20 protein-coding genes are annotated in these 23,304 nt (G+C 58.3%); 12 read left to right on the top strand and 8 right to left on the bottom strand.

Annotation, left to right across the window (positions count from 1 at the left end):
- Positions 1-74: 74 nt before the first annotated feature.
- The gene (locus tag HDF09_RS01310) at positions 75-956 is read right to left on the bottom strand and encodes a glycosyltransferase (RefSeq protein ID WP_183760512.1); all 882 of its coding nucleotides are present in this window, start codon (positions 954-956) and stop codon (positions 75-77) included.
- Positions 957-1,148: 192 nt separating this feature from the next.
- Positions 1,149-2,360, bottom strand: a complete 1,212-nt coding sequence (locus HDF09_RS01315) for a glycosyltransferase family 4 protein (RefSeq protein WP_183760514.1) — start codon at positions 2,358-2,360, stop codon at positions 1,149-1,151.
- Positions 2,361-2,558: 198 nt separating this feature from the next.
- On the opposite strand from HDF09_RS01315, the gene HDF09_RS01320 reads away from it, so the two are divergent.
- The 3 genes from HDF09_RS01320 (at position 2,559) to HDF09_RS01330 (ending at position 6,839) form a co-directional block, all read left to right on the top strand.
- Positions 2,559-3,704, top strand: coding sequence for an acyltransferase family protein (locus HDF09_RS01320; RefSeq protein ID WP_183760515.1), 1,146 nt, complete (start codon positions 2,559-2,561; stop codon positions 3,702-3,704).
- Between the two features lie 299 nt (positions 3,705-4,003).
- Entirely contained in the window at positions 4,004-5,872 is a 1,869-nt protein-coding gene (locus tag HDF09_RS01325; RefSeq protein ID WP_183760517.1) for a glycoside hydrolase family 55 protein, read from the top strand.
- A gap of 193 nt (positions 5,873-6,065) precedes the next feature.
- Entirely contained in the window at positions 6,066-6,839 is a 774-nt protein-coding gene (locus HDF09_RS01330) for a WecB/TagA/CpsF family glycosyltransferase (protein ID WP_183760519.1), read from the top strand.
- A gap of 76 nt (positions 6,840-6,915) precedes the next feature.
- Here the strand turns inward: HDF09_RS01330 and HDF09_RS01335 are convergent, their stop codons facing one another.
- Complete coding sequence (locus HDF09_RS01335; RefSeq protein WP_183760521.1) at positions 6,916-9,453, bottom strand: ABC transporter permease; 2,538 nt, start codon at positions 9,451-9,453, stop codon at positions 6,916-6,918.
- A gap of 274 nt (positions 9,454-9,727) precedes the next feature.
- On the opposite strand from HDF09_RS01335, the gene hemC reads away from it, so the two are divergent.
- Positions 9,728-10,708 carry a hydroxymethylbilane synthase gene (gene hemC, locus HDF09_RS01340; protein WP_183760523.1) on the top strand — a complete coding sequence of 327 codons (981 nt, stop codon included), beginning with the start codon at positions 9,728-9,730 and terminating at the stop codon, positions 10,706-10,708.
- Positions 10,709-10,783: 75 nt separating this feature from the next.
- Positions 10,784-11,527, top strand: a complete 744-nt coding sequence (locus tag HDF09_RS01345) for a hypothetical protein (RefSeq protein WP_183760525.1) — start codon at positions 10,784-10,786, stop codon at positions 11,525-11,527.
- A 57-nt stretch (positions 11,528-11,584) separates the two neighbouring features.
- Here the strand turns inward: HDF09_RS01345 and HDF09_RS01350 are convergent, their stop codons facing one another.
- Positions 11,585-13,288: an alkaline phosphatase family protein gene (locus HDF09_RS01350; RefSeq protein WP_183760527.1), complete on the bottom strand. Its 1,704-nt coding sequence runs from the start codon at positions 13,286-13,288 to the stop codon at positions 11,585-11,587.
- 200 nt (positions 13,289-13,488) lie between these two features.
- On the opposite strand from HDF09_RS01350, the gene HDF09_RS01355 reads away from it, so the two are divergent.
- A complete protein-coding gene (locus HDF09_RS01355; RefSeq protein ID WP_183760529.1) occupies positions 13,489-14,250 on the top strand; it encodes a uroporphyrinogen-III synthase in 762 nt (253 codons plus the stop codon).
- A 170-nt stretch (positions 14,251-14,420) separates the two neighbouring features.
- On the opposite strand, the gene nth is transcribed toward HDF09_RS01355, so the two are convergent.
- Complete coding sequence (gene nth / locus HDF09_RS01360) at positions 14,421-15,197, bottom strand: endonuclease III (protein WP_183760531.1); 777 nt, start codon at positions 15,195-15,197, stop codon at positions 14,421-14,423.
- Positions 15,194-16,009 carry a chlorite dismutase family protein gene (locus tag HDF09_RS01365; RefSeq protein WP_183760533.1) on the bottom strand — a complete coding sequence of 272 codons (816 nt, stop codon included), beginning with the start codon at positions 16,007-16,009 and terminating at the stop codon, positions 15,194-15,196. Before HDF09_RS01365 ends, nth begins: the two co-directional genes overlap by 4 nt.
- A gap of 69 nt (positions 16,010-16,078) precedes the next feature.
- Between HDF09_RS01365 and HDF09_RS01370 the strand changes: the two genes are divergently transcribed.
- From HDF09_RS01370 to HDF09_RS01395, 6 genes are all read left to right on the top strand, one after another.
- Entirely contained in the window at positions 16,079-16,705 is a 627-nt protein-coding gene (locus tag HDF09_RS01370) for a DedA family protein (protein ID WP_183760535.1), read from the top strand.
- Between the two features lie 104 nt (positions 16,706-16,809).
- Positions 16,810-17,136: a type II toxin-antitoxin system HigB family toxin gene (locus HDF09_RS01375; protein ID WP_183760537.1), complete on the top strand. Its 327-nt coding sequence runs from the start codon at positions 16,810-16,812 to the stop codon at positions 17,134-17,136.
- Positions 17,133-17,534, top strand: a complete 402-nt coding sequence (locus HDF09_RS01380; protein ID WP_183760539.1) for a helix-turn-helix domain-containing protein — start codon at positions 17,133-17,135, stop codon at positions 17,532-17,534. Before HDF09_RS01375 ends, HDF09_RS01380 begins: the two co-directional genes overlap by 4 nt.
- A 116-nt stretch (positions 17,535-17,650) precedes the next feature.
- Complete coding sequence (locus HDF09_RS01385) at positions 17,651-18,496, top strand: ATP-binding response regulator (protein ID WP_183760541.1); 846 nt, start codon at positions 17,651-17,653, stop codon at positions 18,494-18,496.
- Positions 18,497-18,728: 232 nt separating this feature from the next.
- Positions 18,729-19,556 carry a protein-L-isoaspartate O-methyltransferase family protein gene (locus tag HDF09_RS01390; RefSeq protein ID WP_183760543.1) on the top strand — a complete coding sequence of 276 codons (828 nt, stop codon included), beginning with the start codon at positions 18,729-18,731 and terminating at the stop codon, positions 19,554-19,556.
- 124 nt (positions 19,557-19,680) lie between these two features.
- Positions 19,681-21,036: an inositol-3-phosphate synthase gene (locus tag HDF09_RS01395; protein ID WP_183760545.1), complete on the top strand. Its 1,356-nt coding sequence runs from the start codon at positions 19,681-19,683 to the stop codon at positions 21,034-21,036.
- A gap of 98 nt (positions 21,037-21,134) precedes the next feature.
- On the opposite strand, the gene HDF09_RS01400 is transcribed toward HDF09_RS01395, so the two are convergent.
- Together HDF09_RS01400 and yihA are read right to left on the bottom strand one after the other, a co-directional pair.
- Positions 21,135-22,283 (bottom strand): ferritin-like domain-containing protein, encoded by a 1,149-nt coding sequence (locus HDF09_RS01400; protein ID WP_183760547.1) that lies wholly within the window; start codon positions 22,281-22,283, stop codon positions 21,135-21,137.
- 406 nt (positions 22,284-22,689) lie between these two features.
- Positions 22,690-23,301 carry a ribosome biogenesis GTP-binding protein YihA/YsxC gene (gene yihA / locus HDF09_RS01405; protein WP_183760549.1) on the bottom strand — a complete coding sequence of 204 codons (612 nt, stop codon included), beginning with the start codon at positions 23,299-23,301 and terminating at the stop codon, positions 22,690-22,692.
- Positions 23,302-23,304 lie beyond the last annotated feature (3 nt).

Below are 23,304 nucleotides of genomic sequence, written 5' to 3' on the forward strand. Positions count from 1 at the left end.
CAATGGATGCGTATTCTGATGCTCTCGACCATGTCGATAAAGCAACAAAGGCCATGTTGTTCAAGCAACAGGAATTAATTCGAACCCACCTGCGCGGCCGCCTCCAGAACAGCGATATCGCTAGCCGTATATGTATTGCGAATCTGTTCGTCATTACGCGCCAGCAGCACATTGGAGTGGTAAAGCCCGGTGCCCTGCGTCCCTGGAACGAAAGGAAACCGCAGCGGACGGTCCCAAACCTGCCGGGTCCGCATCCCCGCACGCAACGCATTCACATGCAGCCACACATCATCCGCCTTCGGACAGAGCTGCACAAACTCGGAGCCCGCAAGCTTCAATCTCCGCAGCAGCGACGGAGGATAGATGCAACCGGAGACTCCCGTCGCAAAATGGAGAAAGCTCGACTCAGTCGTTCTGCACCTTCCCCACGTCACGTAGGGAGCGATCGCCCCCTTCTCAAGCCTCACCCGATGAGCTCGATAGCAGTTCACCGACCCAGGGTCTTCACGATTCGCTCGCACCAGGCCCTCCAGCCACCACTCGTTGTACAGAAGATCGTCATCCGCCGTCACAAGCGCCGATTCAAACGTATCGGTCGACAACAGATACGGATAGTACTTGGTGTGTGGCCCGAAGTTTTCACTCCGGCAGATCTCGAGACCCCGATCAACCAACCTCTGCAAACCAGCCGTTCGATTCGCAAACGCCTCTTCACTATCCACCCACAAGATCATCCTCGACGGAAGCACAGATCCCGCAGCGATCGACTCCAATACCAGATGAACCGTACGCAGCCGATCCCCGTAAGTGGTCACCGAAACCACCGGTCCCCCCGGCGCCGTCACCGAAGCCTTCGAGCGTTCGTTGCGAAGACGCAGCCGCGTCAGGTGAAACTTCGTAAGCTTGGTCTCATGCCTCAGGAAAAAAAGCCACGTCTCAACGGCTCTTGTAGACAAGCCAGCCCTCGCGGTGCGGAGTGCCAATGAGAATCTCCCAGTACGTCGTGAAGTAGAACTTGCGATAGGTTCGCGCGTCTCGAGAGCTCTCGCGGTGTTCGGCCAGAAGGAGAAGATCTCGATCGCGTCTACGTTGAGTCTCTATGGCAAGCCGCCCTGTGTCAACGTTTCCCGGCGGCAACCCTTACGGTGCTACTTCGCATCTCCTGCCGAAATTTCTCTGTAGAGAAGCTCGGCAGCCGCGGCCCGCATAGGCCAGGTACTCGTGCGTGCAAACTCCCAACCCGCACGCGACATCGCATTCTTCTGCTCGACACTCATCGAAGCAAATCGGTCGATGGCCGACGCCAGCGCGCACACCACCTCCGCGGGAGTGGTAACAGGAACCTTGATGCCGGCCTCGTCAGGGACGACATCGCGCGCCCCATGCAGGTCCAGGGTAATCACCGGCAGACCGAGCGCCATCGCCTCTAATAGCTGTACTCCCGAGGTCTCGCGCAGACTCGTAAACAACAGCGCATCATGTTCCAGATAAGCTGCGCGCACCTCATCCCAGCTCAGACGCCTTCCCGCCCAGTGGACACGGCCCGTCAACTCCCGCTCAGCAATCATCTGTCTCACCTCGGCCTCGGCTATACCGTTCCCGACGATCGTCAACATCCAGTCGTGCGTCACCTTCGCCAGCGCATCGAGCGCCATCGGAAGCGCCTTGCGCGGCAGCATCCTCCCCACCCAGATCAAGCGAACAGCAGAGCTGCCCTTGAAACTTCGCGGCCCCGGCGCCAGGTAGTCGACCCCCACTCCATTGTCGAACTGTAGTTGCACGTCCGGCCTGCCCATCTCTCGTATCAGCTCCAGCGTGTCATCGTTTGCAGCCAGCACCCTGCTCATCTTCGCAAGCCAGCGTCTGTGAAACGGAGAGTAGGGAAGCGCTCTCGTCAAAAGCGTCCGGCGCTCCTCCGACCGTCTGCTGGGTCCGAAGTATTCGAGCATGCTCGGCGGAGCCGTCTGTCCTCCGCCCACCGGCCCAAACACAGTGGGCACGCCCAAACGCCACAACTGCGTCGGCACATGGATACTCGTATAGGTCACGTGATGCACCACATCGAACCGTTGCTGTCGATTGAGCTCCTTCGCCACTCCCACCGCGAGCATCTGCCAAAGGGCATAGTGAATCCCGCTCCCCGGTTTGAATAGCTTGATCGGTACCGTCACATAGCCAAAGCTCACGTTCGACTTTGGATGATCGCGCTGGTATGCCTCGATCTCCTCACGCCCCTCTCCGCGCGTCAGCACCGTAACCTTGATCCCACGCTCCGCGAGGTGCATCGCCCAGTTCCATCCATTTCCAGGCTCCGAACCAGAGTCCGGCAGGCACGCATAAGCCGAAAGCAAAACATTCATCAGGGAGCTCACCCTCTCATCTTGAATTTCTTTGTTCCCATTCTTCCAGCAATCAGGTCTTCCATTTGCCACACACTCTTATTCAAGCATGCCTTTCTCTCTCTGCCATGCAGCACTTTCGTCTCATTGTGATCTCCAACGAAGTGTGACACAGTAAAAAACAGAACGTTCGAAACTCCCAACGGAGAAAGAATGTGAATGCCAACGGCCAAGCAGACAATCCTCCCTCTGACATCAATGAGATTTTTTGCCGCTCTATACGTCGTCTTATTCCACACCTTGACAGAGCTGCTCACTGGTTTAGATGATCCCAATGCTGTCAACGGGGGACTTCTCGGTCTCGGCTACATCTCCGTCAGTTTTTTCTTCGTGCTCTCGGGCTACATCCTTGCTTTTGTTTACTTGAATGAGGGACAAGGGCCCAAGAAGGGAAGGTTCTGGTGTGCTCGATTCGCAAGAGTTTACCCGCTCTTTTTCTTCACGCTTCTGCTGGACACACCGCACTCTCTCTTCGCTTCGGCTCGCCACATTGGCTTTCATGCCGCTCTCCTCTCAACTGCGAAGATCCTGGTTGCCAATATCTTTCTGATGCAGGGCTGGGCAGTCTCCCTGAGAGGAATCGATAACCCCAACTGGTCGCTCTCAGTCGAAGCATTTTTCTATCTCCTCTTCCCCTTCATTGCAAGCCTGCTTCTCCGCAGACGCCAATCAAGTCTATTGTTGATCCTTGTCCTCTCTTATTGTTCGGGGTTGGCCCTCGTTGCAGGCGCAGCCGGCATGCATCTTAGACAGGATGCCGTGAAGTTTTCACCGGCTCTGCACCTGCACGAGTTTATCGAGGGAATATGCGCTGGTCTGCTCACTCTCAGAATGACCAGCAAGACAAAGTCGACCATCGAGCGAATCTCTCTCCCCCTGTTGGGATGCGCCGCTCTGGGATTTGCCGCCTTTGTCGCGCTCTCCTATCGCACTCTCCACCTGCATTTGCTGATTCATGACGGGATGCTGGCTCCCTTGTTCCTCGTTGTTATCGTTGCACTCACCTATGGAAACTCCGTCGTGCATCGCGTCCTCTCCTATCGCTGGCTGGTAGTTCTAGGAGAGGCCAGCTATGGTCTCTATCTCATTCATATTCCACTATGGCATCTGCTGAAACCAATACATCGAGGCCACAGTCTCCAGACCTATCCCTTCTTTCTGGCTCTCGCAATAGGTCTAAGCGTCCTCAGCTTCTACTACCTGGAAGCGCCTTCGAGGAGATTCATCCTAAGTAAATTCGAGACACGCCCGAACGAGAACCCCAGCCGAACGTTGGTCGCGAATCGTTTCGGCTTGGAGCAGTAGCCGGAGAATTTATCAACGGGTGATCTTTTTTTTGATTATTTTCTAACAAAATACCCGGTCGCTGCCGTCAGGTATCGTTCTACAAAAATGGCGCAATGAAAGGCACTTAGCCCCTGCATCCACGTCGGCGCGCTCTTCCGATCCCATGCAGCAGGCCTCTTCGCTCCGATGCCACACACTTTCGTACTATTGTGACCTCCAGCGAACCGTGCAAGTATTTGCATATGAGAATATGCCCTCCCCCTCCCCGTAACGCTGGGATTTCTCTGCCCAGCGAAGTTATCCGGTCGCGCGCTCTCTTGCGTGCCACCATCAGCGTCATCAGCTTGCTCTGTCTTCTCGTAATGGTGGGTTGCTCCGGACAAACCATTCCCGTTGCCGACGGCGGCACAGCCGCGCCGCAACCCCTCTCCCTGTCCGGCGCTACTCTCAGTGGGACACTGACGTTTCCGGCTGGCTTCATGACCTCCGTCAAATCCTACGGAGCGGTCGGCGATGGAGTAACCGACGACACCGCAGCCATTCAGAGCGCTCTCTCCGATGGCCGATCCAATGCCACCGAGGACTACAACGGCCTCCCCAAAGCGCTCTACTTCCCACCCGGCACCTATCTTGTCAGCAACACGCTGCAATGGAACGGATGCTGTGTCACGCTGCAAGGCTCCGGCTCTTCGAGCAGCATCATTCGTCTCGCCCCCAGCTCCAGCGGCTTCAACAACTCCTCCGCTCCGAAGCCCCTCATCCAAACCCCGAAAGGGAACCAGTCCTTCCGTCAGAGCATCTGGGACCTCGGCTTCTCCGTTGGCTCCGGCAACCCAGGCGCAACGGCACTCAGCTATGTCTCCAACAACGTCGGTTCCATCCACGATGTTTTGATCAAGAGTGAAGACGGAACCGGTCACGCGGGCATCGATCTCACCAGGCAATGGGCCGGCCCCATGATGATCCGCAACACCGAGGTGCAAGGCTTCGATGTAGGCATCGACCTTAAGAATGCCGAGTACAGCATCACCATGGAAGGCATCACCCTCCAGAACCAGAACATCGCCGGCATTCGCAACAGCAATCAAGCCATCAGCGTTCGCGGTCTTACCAGCACCAACAAGGTTCCCGCTCTCACCAACACCGGCGGCTTCGTAATCCTGCTCGACGGCAGCCTCTCTGGCGGAGTCGATACGGTTTCCGCCATTCAGACCAACAGCAACCTCTTCCTGCGAAATGTCTCCTCCTCCGGTTACGAGGCGACCCTGCAAGACTCAAGCACCTCCACTCCCACCCTCACCAAGGGAACCATCTCGCATCTCGTCGTAGGCACTCCCAGTACACTCACGGGAACCATCAACACCATCGGTCTGAATCTTGCCGTTCAGGAGACACCCTCCTTCACCAGCTCAAGCCTCACCGATTGGGCCGTCTTCACCCCCAAGTGGTACGGCGATACCTCAGGCCTCCAGGCCGTACTCAACAGCGGCAAGCACACCGTCTACTTTCCCTTCGGCCAGTACTTCTCCTCCAACGAGACCGACGTCACCGTACCTGACACCGTTGACCGCATCGTAGGTTTTTCCTCCGTCGTCAACCTCGGTTCGGGAACCAACGGCGGCGGCATCCGATTCGTCGTCACCAGTAACTCCTCCCAGCCGCTCATTATCGAGCAGTTCGGCTACGGCATCAAGATCGATCATCGTGGCAGCCGTCCCATCGTCCTCAAGGACGCCCACATCAACAACTACGCAGCCTACGCTGGTGCCGGCAAACTCTTCCTCGAAGACATCGGCATCTCCGGCCTGACCGTCCAGAAGGGTCAGCAGGTCTGGGCACGCCAGCTTGACAATGAACTGAACGGAACCAAAATCTCAAACCTCGGCGCCTCGCTCTGGATCTTCGGTCTCAAGACAGAAGCCGCCGGCACCGTCATCAACACCACCTCCGGCGGAAAGACAGAGCTCCTCGGCTCCCTCATCTATCCATCCACCTCTGTTCCAACCTCGCAGGCAGCCTTCATCTCCACGGACGCGCAGGTGTCGTACATGTACAAGGAGTCGGTCTACTGCTCAGGCTGTGGATACGCCATCCAGGTGCAGGAGACACGTTCCGGTGTGACAAAATCCATCACCTCACCCAACAGCAATCCATTTCGAATGCCGCTCTTCATCGGTTACAAATAGGAGAGTCCAAGGGAGTGCTGTCGAGCTGCACGTCAGGTCGACAGCCTCCAACGACTTTCGTATACTCGAGCCATCAGCAGTGCCAACAACTCAGGGGAGTCCTATCAAAGCGCTCTATCCCATGGAGCATGCGACTCCCAGCAACCCGCAACACCACGGACTCGAACGTCAATTTCATCGTCAAGGAGCGATCATGATCTCTGCCGATCCGCCAAGAGTCAACATCCTTGGTGTCGGAATAAGTGCACTCTCCATGAAAAGCGCACTGGAACATAGCGAATCCTTATTGAGCAGCGGCCAATCCGGGTACATCTGCGTCACGGGAGTCCACGGCATCATCGAGGCACAATCAGACGAAGCCTTCCGAACCATCCTCAACAAATCTTTTCTCTCAACCCCCGACGGCATGCCCACCGTGTGGCTCGGCCACCTCCACGGCTTCAAGCACATGACCCGCGTCTACGGTCCAGACTTCATGCTGAACCTGTGCGAACTCTCCGTCCAGCGCGGCTACCGTCACTTCCTCTACGGAGGCAGGCCCGGCATCGCCGAAGAGCTGCGTGCCGAACTCACCCGCCGCTATCCCGGTCTCCAGATCGTAGGCACCTACACCCCGCCCTTCCGTCCGCTCAACGCCGAAGAGGAGGAAGATCTGCAAACTCAGCTGACCGCATCCCAGGCCGACATACTCTGGTGCGGCCTCAGCACACCCAAGCAGGAGCGCTTCATGGCCGCATACAACGGCCGCCTGCCGGTGAAACTGATGATTGGTGTCGGCGCAGCGTTCGACCTCCTCAGCGGCAACCTCGCCGAAGCTCCCGACTGGATGAAGCAGTCCGGCCTCCAGTGGCTCTACCGGCTCATCAAAGAGCCGAAGCGTCTATGGCGTCGATACCTCATCAACAATCCAAGATTCATCTGGCTAAGCTTTCTGCAACTATCCCGCCTCAAACGCTTCTCCGTGTAAAGAAAAAGAGCAAACACTCGCCTCACACCGAAAGTGTTGCGTGCAATCAAGCCGTGTTGCGTTTAATCAAGCCCATCTACTCCGTACGCAGCGCCGTCATCGGCTCGATATTTGCAGCCCGCCGAGCAGGAATAAATCCCGCAACCGTAGCCGATCCCAACAGCACGGCCACCGCAATCAACAAACTCACCGGATCATACGAGCGCACGCCATACAGTTGATCGGCCATCGCCCTCGCTCCAAAGATCGCAATCGGCACTCCAATCACCAGCCCCAGCCCAGCCTGCACAAACGCACTCCGCATCACCATCCGCACCACATCTCCGCGGTCTGCTCCCAGCGCCATACGCAGCCCAATCTCGCTCGTTCTTCGTGCCACCTGGTACGACGTGATTCCATAGAGACCCACAGAAGCAAGTACCAGCGCAAGCCCACCGAACAACATCGTCAGCCTCGCAATCAGCCGCTCCTGCGTAAAGTTGTCGGCTATCTGGAAGTCCAGCGAGTGCAGGTCAAGCACCGTCAGGTCCGGATTGATATTCGCCAGTGTTCGTCTCACCGTCGCGTCAAGATTTTGTGGCTCGCTCCGAAAAAACAGAGTCACCGAGTTGATATACCGCCCGCGTCCCTCAGCCATCGTTTCATTCGGATCCGTCAGCCCCGTCATCGTCTGCGTTAGCGGACGAAAGTACATCGTTCTCATCTCATCGCGCGGATTCTGATACTTGGCATCTGCCACAATGCCCACAATCTCGAACGAAGATGAGAACTTCTGCTCGTAGATTCCGAAGTGCCTCCCAGTGGGATCTTCCTTCGGAAAGAACTTCTTCACGAACGCCTGGTTCACCACCGCAACCTGCTGCGACGTCGCCGTATCCTGATCCGTAAATCCGCGTCCACGCACAACCGGCTGTCCCACCGTCTCAAAAAAGTGGTTACTCACCCGATCCCACGAAGAGTTGTTGTGGTCATTCGGTCCAGGTGCTGGATGCCCATCAACGAACACACTCTCACCCCAATTATTTCCCTCGAGCGTGCTGTAAAGCGCCAGCCCAACGCTCTGCACTCCCGGCAGCGATCCAAGCTGCTGCTCCAGAGTCTGGTAAAAAGCCGGCAGCTTCTCCGGCGTATACCCCGCGCCAGCCGGGTCGAGATGCAGAACATACCGGTTTGCCGTCTGAATCCCAAAGCTCTGATGCTCCATATTTCGCAGACTCTTCGTCAACAGCCCCGCACCCACCAGCAGCACCAGCGACAGTGCCGCCTGAAACACAATCAACGATCTCTGCGGCAGTGACGCCCGATCTCGCGTCGACCGGTTCGCACCCCGCAACGCCTCCGCCGGGTCCGAGTGCGATGTAATCCAAGCCGGCACAACCCCAAACACCACTCCCGTCAGCAGCGACAGCAAAAACGCAAACCCCAGCACCGCCAGCGAAGGGCTCGCCGCAATCGGCAGTTGCGGCGAGTCAGGAAACGCAAGCGCCAGAATCATTCGCGTTCCCGCATACGCCACCGCCAGGCCAGCCAGCCCACCCGCGCACCCCAGCAGCAGACTCTCCGTCAGCATCTGCCGTATCAATCTGCTTCGCGCCGCGCCCAGCGCCATCCGCACCGATGTATCAACCCTCCGCGTCGTTCCTCGCGCCAGCAGCAGGTTCGCCACATTCGCGCACGCCACCAGCAGCACCAGCCCCGAGATCGTCATCAGCAGATAAAGTCCCTTGCCCGTCTCCTTCTGCAGGTTCTGAATCCCCGCGCCACCCGGCACAATCACCACATGCTGCTTCGGAATAATCGTCGACCCACCATTGCGAGAGTAGTTAGGCTGCGCTGCAAGAAACTGCCTCAAGCTCCCCGACATCTTGTCCTGCAACGCAGTGACGCTGACTCCCGGCTTCAGCCTCCCTACGGCATAGAGCCAGTTGCTATCCGGCACATGCAGAATCGAATTCTTCCCCTCGATCGCAGGCTCCATCGCCAGCGGAATCCACAACGCCGGTGGATTGCTCCTGATCCGGTCGCCAAAGAATCCCGGCGGAGCGATCCCCACCACCGTCGCCGGCTGCCCCTGCAGATAAAACGTCGACCCCACCACCTTTGGATCGGCGCCATAGTCCGACTGCCACGCCTGATAACTCATCACCACCGCCGGAGCCGCACCCGGGGTATCGTCCGCATCTGTTAGCACACGTCCCGCAAACGGTCCAATTCCAAACGTCTTAAAGAAGTTCCCCGACACATACTGCGCCCGCTCAGACTTCGCCGGCTCCGAGCCTCGCCGCGTCGTCTTCTGCTCTCCGCCAGCCTGCATCGCCGCAAGGCGCTCAAACTCCGGCGTCGTCTCCTGAAGATGCTTGTACAACTCGTAAGAGAAAAGATCGAAGTCCCCGTTGTCATTAATAAAGCCGCCGTTGACGCAGCAATCATCCTGGTCGCCCACGCGAAACAGAGTCTTCGGATCCGCCACCGGCAACGACTTCATCAGGATCGCGTGCACCAGCGTAAAGATCGCCGTATTCGCCCCAATTCCCAACGCAATCGTAAGCACAACCGTAATGGCAAAGCCCGGCGATTTGTAGAACTGGCGCAACGCAACCCAGATATCCTGCATGAACTCCCCTCCACTTGTGTCTCTCTCAGGCACTTACGCTTGCAGTGCCAACTTAGTTCCGAAAAAAATCAGACTTGCACGTCCTTCAGCCGTAGCTCGCCCATCGATGTAAAGCCACTCAACGAATATTTCGCCGCCGCCTAAAAACGTCATTCCGACCGCACCCTGAGCGGAGTCGAAAGGGAAGTGGAGGAACCCGCTTTTCCTCAACCGGGCACAAACCACCTGAATCAGCGAACCAGCTCACGCATCATCCCGTATCCTAGTAAAGACCATGAGTTCCGAGCACAATAACCCTAGCAATCCAATCCGCATCGGCAGCCGAGGCTCTCAACTAGCTCTCTGGCAGGCCAACCACATCCTCTACGCCCTCCGCGACGCCGGCTACCACGTCGAGCTCGAGATCATCCGCACCACCGGCGACCGCATGCAGCAACCCGGCTTCGTCCCCCCGCCGAACCTCGACGGCAAAGGCATCTTCATCAAAGAAATCGAGGAGGCCCTCGAAGAAGGCCGCATCGACCTCGCCGTCCACAGCCTGAAAGATCTCCCGACAAAACTAGCCCCTCAATTCACCCTCGCCGCAATCCCCAAACGCGCCGACGCCCGCGACGTCTGGGTCTGCGAGCCCTACTGGGCGCTCCACACCCTCCCCACAGGAGGCCGCATCGGCACCACCAGCCCACGCCGCCGCGCTCAAATCCTCGCCCTACGCCCCGACGTCACCTTCGTCGAAGTCCGCGGCAACATCGACACCCGCCTCAAGAAGCTCGCCGATGGAAAGTGCGACGCCCTCGTCCTCGCCGCCGCCGGCCTCGACCGCCTCAAGCGAACCGAATCCGTCCACCAGCGCTTCTCCCCCTGCGAACTCTGTCCCGCCCCAGGCCAGGGTGCCCTCGCCCTCGAAACCCGCAGCCCCGAACATGCCATCGACGAAGCCCGCGACACCTACATCCGCAACGCCATCGCCTTCCTCGAGCACCCCTACACCCGCTTCGCCATCGACGCCGAGCGCACCACACTCGACGCCCTCGGCGGCGGCTGCTCCCTTCCCATCGGCGCGCACTGCTTCCACGAAGAAGGGAAGTGGAAGATGGTTGCCCAGGTCGTGTCCCCCGACGGCGAATCCATGGTCCAGGTGGAAACCGAAGCCACTCCCGACACCAACCCCGTCACCCTCGGTCTCCGCGTCGCCGACGACCTCAAATCCAAAGGCGCCCTCGACCTCCTCGACCTCGCACTCTCCGCCGACTGACCGTTCTTGTAAGATAATGCTGCCTCACGGGTCCCGGGCCATACGTCTCCGCGTTTGTTTTTCATGGAAACGACGATGAAGCCAGAGGAAATAGACAAGCCCGAAAAGCTAAGGCCGCGATTCTTTCTTCGCGCCACACTCCTTGTGCTCTTCTTCGCCTGCCTGTGGTGGTTGATGTTCAGGGTAGCCTTTCGCATCGCCCCAACCGAGATTCACTGGAACGATATCTACCTCAGCTGGATCGAAAAGGGAGGTCCCCACCTCGTCATCCCCCACGCCATCGTATTGTTCATCCTGCCGATAGCCTTGTTTCTTTTCCTCATCTACAGAAAGTCTCATGCATTCCAGAAGTCCCGCACGCGACCGCTCTACTGGCTCTATCTCACCATCGCCGCGTTGACCGGCCTCCTGGTCAGCCTGCTCTGCTGGTACCTGATCTTTCGTCGTTCCTTCGCAGGCCACTTCGCCGCCCATTCCATCTACTACAACATCCTCGCGCGCGCTATCCTCTGCACCGGACTCCTCCTCGTGGGCACCCTCCTCTACCTGTTCAAAAAATATCTAAAGATCTTCTACGGCCTGTCTCAAATCGTTATCGCAATTTTGTCGAATCTTACCCTTCTTCAAAAATCCGACCTCAACCACATCCCCGCGCGCGATCTAAGCTCCTTAGGACTATTCGCATTTGCCGCATTCACGTTCCTGCTCAGCAAAGGTGTCAGCGACGTTGTAGAAGGAGTGCAGGAACGGCTCGACAAGACCCTCGCTCCGCCGCAACCCTCCGAGCCTTTAGCTGCCGAGCCGCAAGCAGTTAAATAGCAAGGGGAGACCGGTATTTCCGATCCCCCCTTGTTTCGCTCTGTGCTTCCGTTCGACCTACTGTGCCGGCTTAATTCCCGGTAGCACAGCTGTTCCTTCCTGCTGCACCGCGTTCAGCAGATTTGGGTTTAGCCCCAAAAGCTGCAGAATCGTCGGAGCCACCTGCGCCGTCGCAATCGGAATCGACACCGACACCTTCGCAAATCCAGGATTCGATACCAACAGCATCACATTGGTATCGTCATGCGCAAAGCCGCCATGCTCCGCCAGCTTTGCCGCACTTCCCGTATACGTCACTCCAACATTCGGAGTCACGATGATGTCCGGAGCCCGCGGATCCAGACCCGCTCCGAGACCCGGCTTGTTGTAGTTCAGAGCCACCGACGGCCCATAGTAAATCTGCCCCAGCCCGATTGCGACCTTGTTCTCTTCAAGAGTACTCACCGCTGTCGTCACATCCGCGCCACTCTTCAGCCACAGCAGCGAGACGTCATCTTCCGTCGGCCCAATTCCACCGCCCAGCGGCGACTCAGAAGCCGGCAACATCGCCGCCAGCAGCGTCGCTGGAGTCGTTCCGTTGCTCGTCTTGCCCGGCGTCGCCTTATAAAGATTCGGATCGATCGGAGACTGTCCGTGCTTCGCCGTCACAATAATGACAGTGTCCTCCAGATTGCCCGTATCTTTCAGCGCAGTCACCATCTGCCCAATCGAGGCGTCCACATACTCGATCTCCTTCAGCAACTCCTGCGTAGGCACTCCCTCCGCATTCGTGTAGCCGCCGGTGGCAACATTCGCTTCTATCAACTTCTGTCCTACACTCACTGCCTGAAAGTTCATGCCAAACAACGCTGGAACCTTTCCCGCGCCGCCGTTGTGCGTCTTGCCGGCAATCTCGTTCAAGATCGCATTCACCTTCAGCGTGTCATAGCACTGGATGTTGTCAAAGCTATTGGTCCACGACGTCAGATCGGCAGCCGTATCGCGGATCGTCGCGCACGAAGCTCCCTCTGGCGTCTTCACTCCCGGCAGAGCCACCACGTTCGAATTAATCTCCGGAGCGTAGAAGTCGTCCAGGAAAGGTCCGCCCGGTCCACCCACCGACGAATAAGCAGGATGCTTATCCGACCATGCCGTATAACCTCCAGCCTGATGGATCACCCCAAAGACAGTATTGGTGCGAATAAAGTTCCACGGAAACACCGGCGCACAGCCCGCCGCAGGATTGCGAATCAGCTTCTGCGGATCAATCGAAGCAAGGCCGCCCTCCGTCAGTCCCGCTCCCGGCGCGCCGCCATTCAGCTTCGTCTGGTCGATATCGATTCCTTCTTCATACTCGGTCGTCGTCCCCGTCGGCGCTGCGCCTGCGGTGCACGGCCCGGCTAGATTCCCGTTGCCCGTAGTCTTCGCCGGAGCGTCCAGCGAGCGGTCGTACGCCACATCGTAATAAACCCCCATCGTCCGCGGAGTAGCGCCCGTCACCAGCGTCATCATCCCCGGAAACGAATCGGAAGGCCTCGTCGTCGACGCAGCCGAGTAGGTCGTCCCCCGATGGCTAAGGTTTGCAAGATTCGGGCAGTAAGGCTCACCGCCGTTCACCCCGCTGATACCGTTCGAGCAGTTGTAAAAGTCCACCGCATGCATCCCGTCGATGCTCAGCAGAAGCACATGCTTAATCGCACTTGGGTCCTGCGCGATTCCATGTGTTGAAAGACTTGCCAGGGCAACGGCAGTGGTAGCTGCCGCAATTGAAATCTTTTTCATAACGAACCTCCGCACTCTTGATAGCAGAGGCCGGCCAGCGATACGTTACCTCAAAATGAATTCACAAGGGACACTCGATGACGTCAACAAAGCTTCCAATAAGGTCGATAACCTTAAGTTATTCTTAGTAAAACCCGCGTCAATCCTGAAGAAAACCTTAATAACGCCTCTCGTCGGAAAACAAACTAAAATCGTCTCCTGTGCCACTACTCACCAACAAACGCATCCTCATCACTCGAACCCGCCACCAGGCCTCCGAGCTGGCAACTCAACTCGAAGCCCTCGGCGCGATCACCATCCTGATCCCCACCATAGAGATCGTCCCGCCCACCTCCTTCGCCGCCCTCGACGCCGCACTCACCTGCCTCCGCACCTACGACTGGCTCCTCTTCACCAGCGCCAACGCCGTCGAAGCCTTCCATCGCCGAGCCCAGTTCCTCCACCTCACCCAACTCCCCAAACACATCGCCGTCATCGGCCCCGCCACCCTTCGCGCCGCCAACGCCATCGGCCTCACCGTCGACCTGGTCCCCCCGCAGTACCTCGCCGAATCCCTCGCCGAAGCTCTCCTCCCCGAAGCCTCCGGGAAATCCTTCCTCCTCCCCCGCGCCGCCGAAGCCCGCGACACGCTCCCCGAGACCCTCACCGCCGCCGGAGCCACCGTGACCATCGCCGAAGCCTATCGCAACCAGACACCGCCCAACTCCATCCCCGCCCTCCGACATCTCTTCAGCGCACCAGAGAACTACCCCGACGCCATCACCTTCACCAGCGCCTCCACCGCCACCAACCTCTTCGCTCTCCTCGAAGCCGCCAACCTCACGCTCCCACCCAACATCACCCTCGCCTCCATCGGCCCCATCACCAGCCAAACCCTCCGCGCCTTGGGCCACGAACCCACCGTAGAAGCCGCCGAACCCACCATCCCGGCCCTAATCGAATCCCTCCTGAAAGGAAGATGAAGACGTGGGGTGGCAAGCGCGTGTACCGGTCCTAGTGGAACGAACGCCGTGGGTCCTCCCGTGGTTGGGAAGGAAGATCGCTCGCGACCAACGGGAGCGCCAAGCGAAGCGGTATACACGTCACGAAGTGACCGCAGCCCGCGCAGGGCGTCCGTACGGCAGGACAGAGCCTAGTGCGAACTCCAGGTCTTATCGGAAGAGTTACAAAGCCGCTCCAGCGTACAGTCCACACACCGCGGCTTCCGAGCCACACAAATCTGCCGCCCATGATGAATCAGCTCATGCGAGAACGCGATCCACCGATCCTGCGGAATAATCTTCATCAGATCCCGCTCCACCTTCTCCGGCGTAGTCGACCCAGGTGTAGTTCCGGCCAGCTCAAGCCGCCGCGACAGCCGCATAACATGCGTATCCACAACAACTCCCACCGCAATCTTAAACCATGACCCCAACACCACATTCCCAGTCTTCCGAGCCACCCCCGGCAGCGTAAGAATCTCCTCCATCGTCTGAGGCACCTTCCCCCCAAACTCCTCCACCACCACCCGCGCCGCGCCCTGAATCGACTTCGCCTTATTGCGAAAAAATCCAGTAGTCCGAATCAACTCCTCAAGCTCCGGCAGGGAAGCAGCCGCAAACGCCTTCGGTGTAGGAAACGCCTTGAACAGCGCCGGAGTCACCAGATTCACCCGAACATCCGTACACTGCGCCGACAGAATCGTAGCCACCGTCAGCTCCCACGCACTCCTGTGATGCAACGCGCAGACGACCCCAGGGTAAGTCTTCGCCAGAATCTCCAGAATCGCCGCCACCCTCTCCTGCGAAGTAGGATTGCGCATCTTCCCAGTCTTCTTCCCCGTAGCCACCCGTTCAACCGCTGCAACCGCCGGCTTGCTGACTCGCCGACTCGCTGCTTTCCCAACTCGCTGACTCGCTGCCTTCCTCATCCCAGACGATCCAGCATCTCCGCCGCAGGCACCCGCACGCAGCTGAAGATCGGTGTGTCCTCCAGCGTATACAAGCTGATCTCCGTCTCCCGAAGCTGCTGCACCAGGTCCAGAAAATCCTCCGGAAAATTCGTCTCAAACGCCACCACAAACTCCTGGTCGTCGATCCCGAACGAGTAAGTCGTATTCAGCTTCACCCGTGGATACATCAGCCCAATGCGAATATGCTCATCCATCAACCGCTTCCGTTCCGTCGCCGGCAGCAGATACCACGGCCGCGTCTTCCAGAACGGATAGATAAAGATGTACTTCTGCCCACCCGGACGAATCGCTCCACGCCCTTCGCCCTCGCTCTCATCCGGCCGGTCAATCTGGTACTGCGACCGCTTCGTCATCGCCAAAAAGTTATGCGGCGAGTTCAGATATCCCCCCAGCGGCGTCCGCATCAACTCGCTGCGCATCTGGTTCAGCTCATCCACCCCATAGCCAATCGACCACACGCACATATCCACATCGCCGCGGGTCCCAATCGTCGAGTACGTCAGCGACACAAACTCCCCCGGCTTATTCCACCTGGCCAGCACCTCGGCAAACGCCGCCTTATGCGCCGCCTTCTCCTCCGCCGGCAGCCTCCGCCACTCCGGCATCACCTTGTAGAAGCTGAAGCAAACAATCTGCCGCTTCACCGCCGGCTTCGAAGGGTCATGCGGAGCCGCCCCAAAGCTGCTCGCCGGCCTTCCCGCCTGAGTCGGCGCACTAGGATTAGTCTCGCTGGCAATAGAGGTTCCCGCTTCGGTAACAGTATTCGACATGGTGCAAATCTCCTGACTCTTCCATGCTAGCTCATCCCACCAAACCCTCACCCCGTATACTGCACCTGCATGTCAGAAAAAATCATCGCACTCCTCATCGGCGCCATCGCCAGCGGCGGCTACGCCAGCGTCATCCTCCTCATGGCGATCCAGTCCGCCTGCATTCCCATCCCGTCTGAAGTCATCATGCCGCTCGCCGGCTACGCTCTCGCCCACACCCAGCTCCAGCTCATCATCCTCGCCACCGTCGCATCGCTGGCCTCGAACCTCGGCTCCATCCCCGCCTACTGGGTCGGCGCAAAGGGCGGTCGCCCCATGGTCGAACGCTACGGCAGCATGATGCTCCTAAGCCGTCGCGACCTCGACCTCGTCGATCACTTCTTCTCCAAATACGGCTCCATCACCGTCCTCATCGGACGCATGCTCCCCATCGTCCGCACCTTCATCGCCTTCCCCGCCGGCGTCGCGAAGATGAACCAGCTCCGCTTCCACCTCTACACCTTCATCGGCTCCTGGCCCTGGTGCTACGCCCTCGCCTGGGTCGGCATGAAGCTAGGCGCAAGCTGGAACACCAACCCCCAGTTCAAAGCCATCTTCCACCGCTTCCATCTCGCCGTAGAAGTAGTCCTGGTGATCGGCGCAGTCTGGTTCATTACCTCCCATTGGAAGAACCGCATCCGCACCGAAGCCGCATAGCCGCATCTGCCTCCACTGCAAGGCACGGCGTCGGTTGACTACTTTGCATTATGCAAAGTAAAATTGGAGAGAAAGTTAGACTCTCATGACACAGGCTTTCGTCTATGAATGTAGTAACCCGAAAGCATCTGCTCGAAGCCGAAACCCGGTGTCCAGAGGCCGCAAATGAGATAAGAGCCTGGTACAAGATCGCGACCGCCGCACGGTGGAGAAACTTTGTGGAGGTCAGGCAGGTCTTCCCAGACGCAGATGCCGTCGAGGGATACGTTATCTTCAATATTCGTCAGAACAGCTTTCGACTCATTACGATCATTCACTATTCGCGGCAGAAGGCCTCACGCATCACCGAAGGCCACATCTACATCCGGTCTTTTCTTACGCACAAGCAGTACGACAACACAGCCAACTGGGACAAGGGGGTCAAACGATGAGTACAACACTAGCCAATCCCGCCAGGATGATTCGCCTTGGAGCGCCCCACCTCATTCGATCCGACAAGGAACTCGCCGCCTATACGAAAGCATTGTTCGAGCTCACCGCGAAGTCTGCCCCGACCGCTTACGAGGACGAAGCGATCGCGCTCCTCACTCTGCTCATCAACCAGTATGAATCTCAACATCACGTCGTGCCTGACGCCGATCCTGCAGAGGTGCTACGTTTTCTGCTCGACCAAAACGGTCTCACCCAGCGCGACATCGCCAACGAACTCGGGAGCGAAACCACCGTCTCGCTCATTCTCTCCGGGCGCCGCCAGCTTACGCGCGACCATATCCAGCGTCTGAGCCGCCGCTTTCACGTTCCCCCCTCCGTCTTCTTCTCCGAAATCTAAGCACCCGCCATCCGTGATCGACCTCCGTTTGATGGAATGAAGAATAGCGCTAAACCTGCCACGACTCCGCGAACGAGATGATCTACAGTTAAACGTGACCTCTCGGAGAGCCAACCATGAGCCGCGTTCTGGTCATTGGAAGTGATACCCAAATCGCCCAAAGTATCGGCGATGCACTCTCCCGCGCCCGTATCCCCAGTGACTATGCCTCTGGTCACGCCGACGCCCTGCAGCGTCTGCGCATGCGATCCTTCAGCGTCGTCATCACCTGCGCCAACAGCTCCGTCGAAGAAGACCTGGCTCTGCTCGACGAGATGCGTCACATCCGTCCGGGAGTAAAGTGCATCGCTCTCGCCCACCACAGCACGCCGGAAGACGTTATCGCTGCCCTGCGAGCCCACGTCTTCGCCTGCTTTACGCCTCCCTTTGATCCGCACGCGATCGCCAGCCTGGCCGGCGATACAACCTCCGACAGCCGGTGGCAGCAGGACATCCACGTTCTCTCCGCTCGTCCCGGCTGGGTCTCCGTCCGCATCAGTTGCCGCCTCATTACCGCCGAGCGCCTCCTCACCTTCGCCAAAGAGTTCACCAACCTTTTACCCGACGGTGCACAACTCGACCTCATGCAGGCGCTGCGAGAGATCTTGCTCAATGCCATGGAGCATGGCGCCGCCTTCAATCCCGAACAGGTCGTCGAGGTCACCGCCATTCGCACCGCACGGACACTCGTCTTTCACGTACGCGACCCCGGCGCAGGCTTCCGCCAGGAGTCTCTCACCCACGCCGCCATCGCAAACCCTCCACAGGATCCCACCGCCCATATCCGTAAGCGCGAAGAGGATGGAATGCGCCCCGGCGGCTACGGCCTCCTCCTCGCAAACGGCACAGTAGACGAGCTGATCTACAGCGAAATCGGCAACGAAGTCCTGCTCATCAAATACTTGGAGACGCCTGCGAAGTAGAAACCGTATCCCCACGACTCCGGCTTCCGTCAGAGTTGCGAGAAAACATCGCCCTGTCGATGATCGGACGCCTCCATTCTTTGCCCCGACCCGAGAACGTCTACCCGGAGCCGCCACGCAAGCCGCGGCCAGCACCAAGCCCGCCTCTGGAAGACTAGCCGTCATGATCCCGGCACAGAAGCCGTCGCCACCACCCTCATCGCCGGTCTAGGATGACAGTTGGAGAACGGCTATGGAAGGCATTCAGGCACACAGATTGTTCTTCGCCAATCTGATCACTGCCAATGCCGGCCTTCCTCCAAACAGCGAACTCGCCTCTGCCTTTGCGTCTACCCCCCGAGAGAAGTTCGTAGGACCTCCTCCGTGGCACGTCTTCACAGGCACTGACTACATCCAGACGCCCTCCGACGATCCTGCATGTCTCTATCAGGATGTCGTCGTCTCGCTCGGCGCTGCAGACCCTCTCAACAATGGACAGCCCACCCTGCACGCGTTCTGCATCGCTGCCCTGAATCTCAGGAAGGGCGAACATGTGGTCCATGTGGGCGCCGGAACCGGTTACTACACCACGCTGCTCGCGAAGCTGGTAGGAGAGACAGGAGCCGTAGACGCCTACGAGATCGAGCCAACCCTCGCGCAGCGTGCCATCAGCAATCTCGCTGAGCTTCCTCACGTCAAGCTGCACCTCCGCTCCGGAGCAATGGCGCCGCTCCCCGAATGTGATGTCCTCTATGTGAGCGCTGGAGCAACTCATCCACTGGCCGTTTGGCTCGACGCACTGCGCCCGAAGGGACGGCTCATCGTTCCCCTGATTCCCTCGGAAGGATATGGAGCCATGCTCCACATCACCAAACGCGAAGACGGTGGCTACGCGGCTCGTTTTCTGACGCAGGCACAATTTGTTTCCTGCATCGGAGCAAGGGATGAGGCAACCGCGCAAAAGCTCACCAAAATGTTCCGCAAAAGCAGCTGGACCAGGGTAAGGTCGCTGCATCGAGATGACGAGCCGGATGACACCTGTTGGTGCTCTGGCCCCGGCTGGTGGCTTTCGATGAGATGAATTGAGGTACATCCTCCCTTCGACCCCCTTGGTCCGGTTCCATTTGCACCCCTACTCCACCGTAAGCGATACTAAAGAGTCCGCATTACACGGAATATCGCACGACAGAAGGGTACCGCCAAGAATGTCTACACCCCCAGCCGCTAAGCCAGCATCCGCTGCGCAAGACGCGGCAACCATCAAGCCTGCCACTGGAAAACTAGGCGTCATGATTCCCGGCATGGGAGCCGTCGCCACCACCCTCATCGCCGGCGTAGAAGCCATTCGCCGCGGCTTCGCCAAACCCATCGGTTCCACCTCGCAGATGGCCACCATCCGCCTCGGCAAACGCACCGACGCGCGCAGCCCCCTCATCAAAGAGTTCATCCCCCTCGCAGACCTCAACGACCTCGTCTTCACCGGCTGGGACATCTTCGGCGGCAACCTCTACGACGCAGCCAAGACCGCGCAGGTTCTCGACCGCGACCAGCTCGAGCAGATGCGTCCCTTCCTCGAGTCCATCGAGCCCATGCCCGCCGTCTTCGATCAGCACTACGTCAAGCGCCTCACCGGCCAGAAGGTCAAGACCGGCAAGAACAAGTGCGACCTCGCCAACCAGATCCGCAACGACATTGCGGAGTTCAAAACCAAAACCGATCGCCAGGTCATGATCTGGTGCGGCTCCACCGAGATCTACCTCGAGCAGACCGCCGTCCACCAGACCCTCGAAGCCTTCGAGAAGGGCCTCGTCGATAACGACCCCGGCATCTCGCCCTCCATGATGTACGCCTGGGCCGCACTCAAGGAAGGTATCCCCTTCGCCAACGGCGCACCAAACCTCACCGTCGACATTCCCGCACTGCAGGAGCTTTCCAAGAAGATGAACGCTCCCATCTGCGGCAAGGACTTCAAGACCGGCCAGACCTTCATCAAGACAGTTCTCGCTCCCGCCTTCAAGGTCCGCAACCTCGGCGTCGCCGGCTGGTACTCCACCAACATCCTCGGCAACCGCGACGGCGAAGTTCTCGACGACCCCGACTCCTTCAAGACCAAAGAAGTCTCGAAGCTCGGCGTGCTCGAGCACATCTTCCAGCCCGAACTACACCCCGACCTCTACAAGGACCTCTACCACAAGGTCCGCATCAACTACTACCCACCCCGCGGCGACAACAAAGAGGGCTGGGACAACATCGACATCTTCGGCTGGCTCGGCTATCCCATGCAGCTCAAGGTAGACTTCCTCTGCCGCGACTCCATCCTCGCCGCCCCACTCGCACTCGACCTGATCCTCTTCATGGACCTCGCCGCCCGGACACCTCTACTGCGTGGTCTCGGTATTCAGGAGTGGCTCAGCTTCTACTTCAAGGATCCCGACTCCGCACCCGGCGTCTACCCCGAGCACGACCTCTTCATCCAGCACATCAAGCTGAAGAACACTCTCCGCCACATCATGGGCGAAGACCTCATCACCCACCTCGGCCTCGACTACTACGGCGACTAATTCCACGACCTAAAACCGAAGAGCGGCTGCGAAATCTATCGCAGCCGCTCTTATCATTTCAAAGTCAAAGCAAAGCTATGGCCCCGGCAATAAGCGAGTCAGAATATAAACCCCCGCTTGGCTTCGTCGGCATCCTCCGCCAGATCGCGCATCACTTTGACGAAGGCGGGCGATTGCCCGATGAAGAGACCCATTGCCGTCAGGAAGTTGACCACTCCCATCGCTATCCCATTAGTTTCAGTGGGACGGATGATCGAGCACACCGGCAGCTTACGGCTCAGGAACGGACACGGCTCAGGCATGATCAAGTTCGTCTGGAACTCCTCACCACCAAACGGAGGAGAGTTCAGGTCTGGAAAAGTCACCGACACTTTGGTGACGGGATCCACTGCAGTCAGAGGAGGCGCGTTGCCCGCCTTGTCTGACCATGTTTGAAAGTGCATCGTCTCAGTGGGGCCGATGCTGATCAGAATTCGTAAGACCTCCACACTTGTGGCTCTCTGCGCCATCGAGGGATAGAGGCTGTTGCCGCCTTGTTCGATCGTAGCGAAGTGGAAGCCGGCAGTGTTTGCGATCGCCTGAAGGAAGTTTGGATGCTTGGTGTCGTCATTCGTCCTGGGAATTGCCGTATGCTCGCCTGTAAATAAAGTAGGCACAGCCTGCGGGAAGGTGAAGTTCGGATCGAGGTCCGGGTTATGGCTGTCGTCGCGGTAGCGAGTCCACCAACTCGTATCCAGAGTCAGTCGCATTAAGTTTGTAAGGCGTAGTTTTCCGCTGGAGCCAGTCGCGGTGCTCCCCTGCAACGTGCGAAATTGCTCAAGGTTGACTGTAGCTGCTCCCTTCGAAGCCAGATACGCGTTGAGAAAGTTCTGGTGGGTAAATTCGTCGTCGGTATTATCGTGGACGTACTGGGCCATGTCGGAGTCCAGCTTCGAAAGGGCCGCGGTGAAGGCTGGATTGCCGCTTCCGCCAGGGACTTCGCTGTCCTGAATCCCCGCTAGTTCGTTGTACTGCACCCAGAGGTCCGTCTCCAGTATCTCCGCTGCTGCGGCGAACCGGAGCAGCGCTGCATCTCCACGGGTGAGACGTCCGCTACGGTCATCGTCAAATCCATCTAGCGCTGAAGCTGAAGAACTATGGCCCAGAAGTCCCATTCCAACTGTTGTGGCCCCCGCTGCAGTTAGTCCGTTCTTCAGAAACGAACGTCGGTTGGTTGCGGCCTTCATGTTGGTCCACATGTTTTCCATAAATGCCTCCGTAGGCAAGCTTGAGTTTGCCAACCAAAGCTTGAGCTTGGTCAACAAAGGCCGGTGTCACCGAAACGTCAAAGTCTAGTAATTTCCGCTAGTCGTGGGGCCACATCGAAAACAATCTTCACAGCATCAAAAGGCGAAGACCGCATCACCACCTCGGCCTCGACTACTACGGCGACTAGCTACTCGTGCTGACTAGTCAAGTGCACAAACCTAAAGCAGGCACAAAGCAAACAGGCGGCTGCGGGTGATCGCAGCCGCCTGTTCTCCTTCCAATCAAACAACAAACGCTGTCATTCCGACCGAAGGCACTCACAGTCGTATCGTGAGTGACGCAGCGGAGGAACCCGCTTCTCTCCCAAGCCTGGTCCCCGCTACAAAATAGGTGCTCGAATACCGCCTACTCCGCCACCTCCATCATCTTCGCCCAAAGCACCTTCGTCCCCGCATCCGTCTTCGCGCTCACCGGAAGAATCTCCTCCACCTCATGCGCTTTCTTCAACGCCGCAACAGACTTCGCCAACTGATTATTCGAAAGCTTATCTGCCTTCGTCCCCACGACAAGATACGGCCGCTGCGTCTGCTTGAAATATGTAATCAACTGAGTATCATTCTCCTGCGGCGGAATATTCGTATCCACCAGGCAGATGCATAGCGCCAGCGTCTCCCGCTCCGCAAGATAAGGCTCAATAAACGAAGGCCACTCCGCCGAGATCGACTTCGAGATCTTTGCATACCCATACCCCGGCAGGTCCGCGAAGATCAACGTCGGCCTCACCTTCATCTTGTCTCCCGTACCCTCATGCAGTGCAAAAAAATTGATCGTCCGTGTCCGCCCCGGCGTCGACGACACCTTCGCCTCCCGCGAACCAAGCAGGGAATTGATCAACGAGGACTTCCCGACATTAGACCGCCCAAGAAACGCAACCTCAGGCGCGCCGAAGGTCTTCGCTTCGGAAGGGAAGTGCGCCACATCGGTCGCAGACAACAAAAAAACAGGATTCAGTCGCATCTC

The organism is Edaphobacter lichenicola (assembly GCF_014201315.1).
Lineage (GTDB): Bacteria > Acidobacteriota > Terriglobia > Terriglobales > Acidobacteriaceae > Edaphobacter > Edaphobacter lichenicola_B.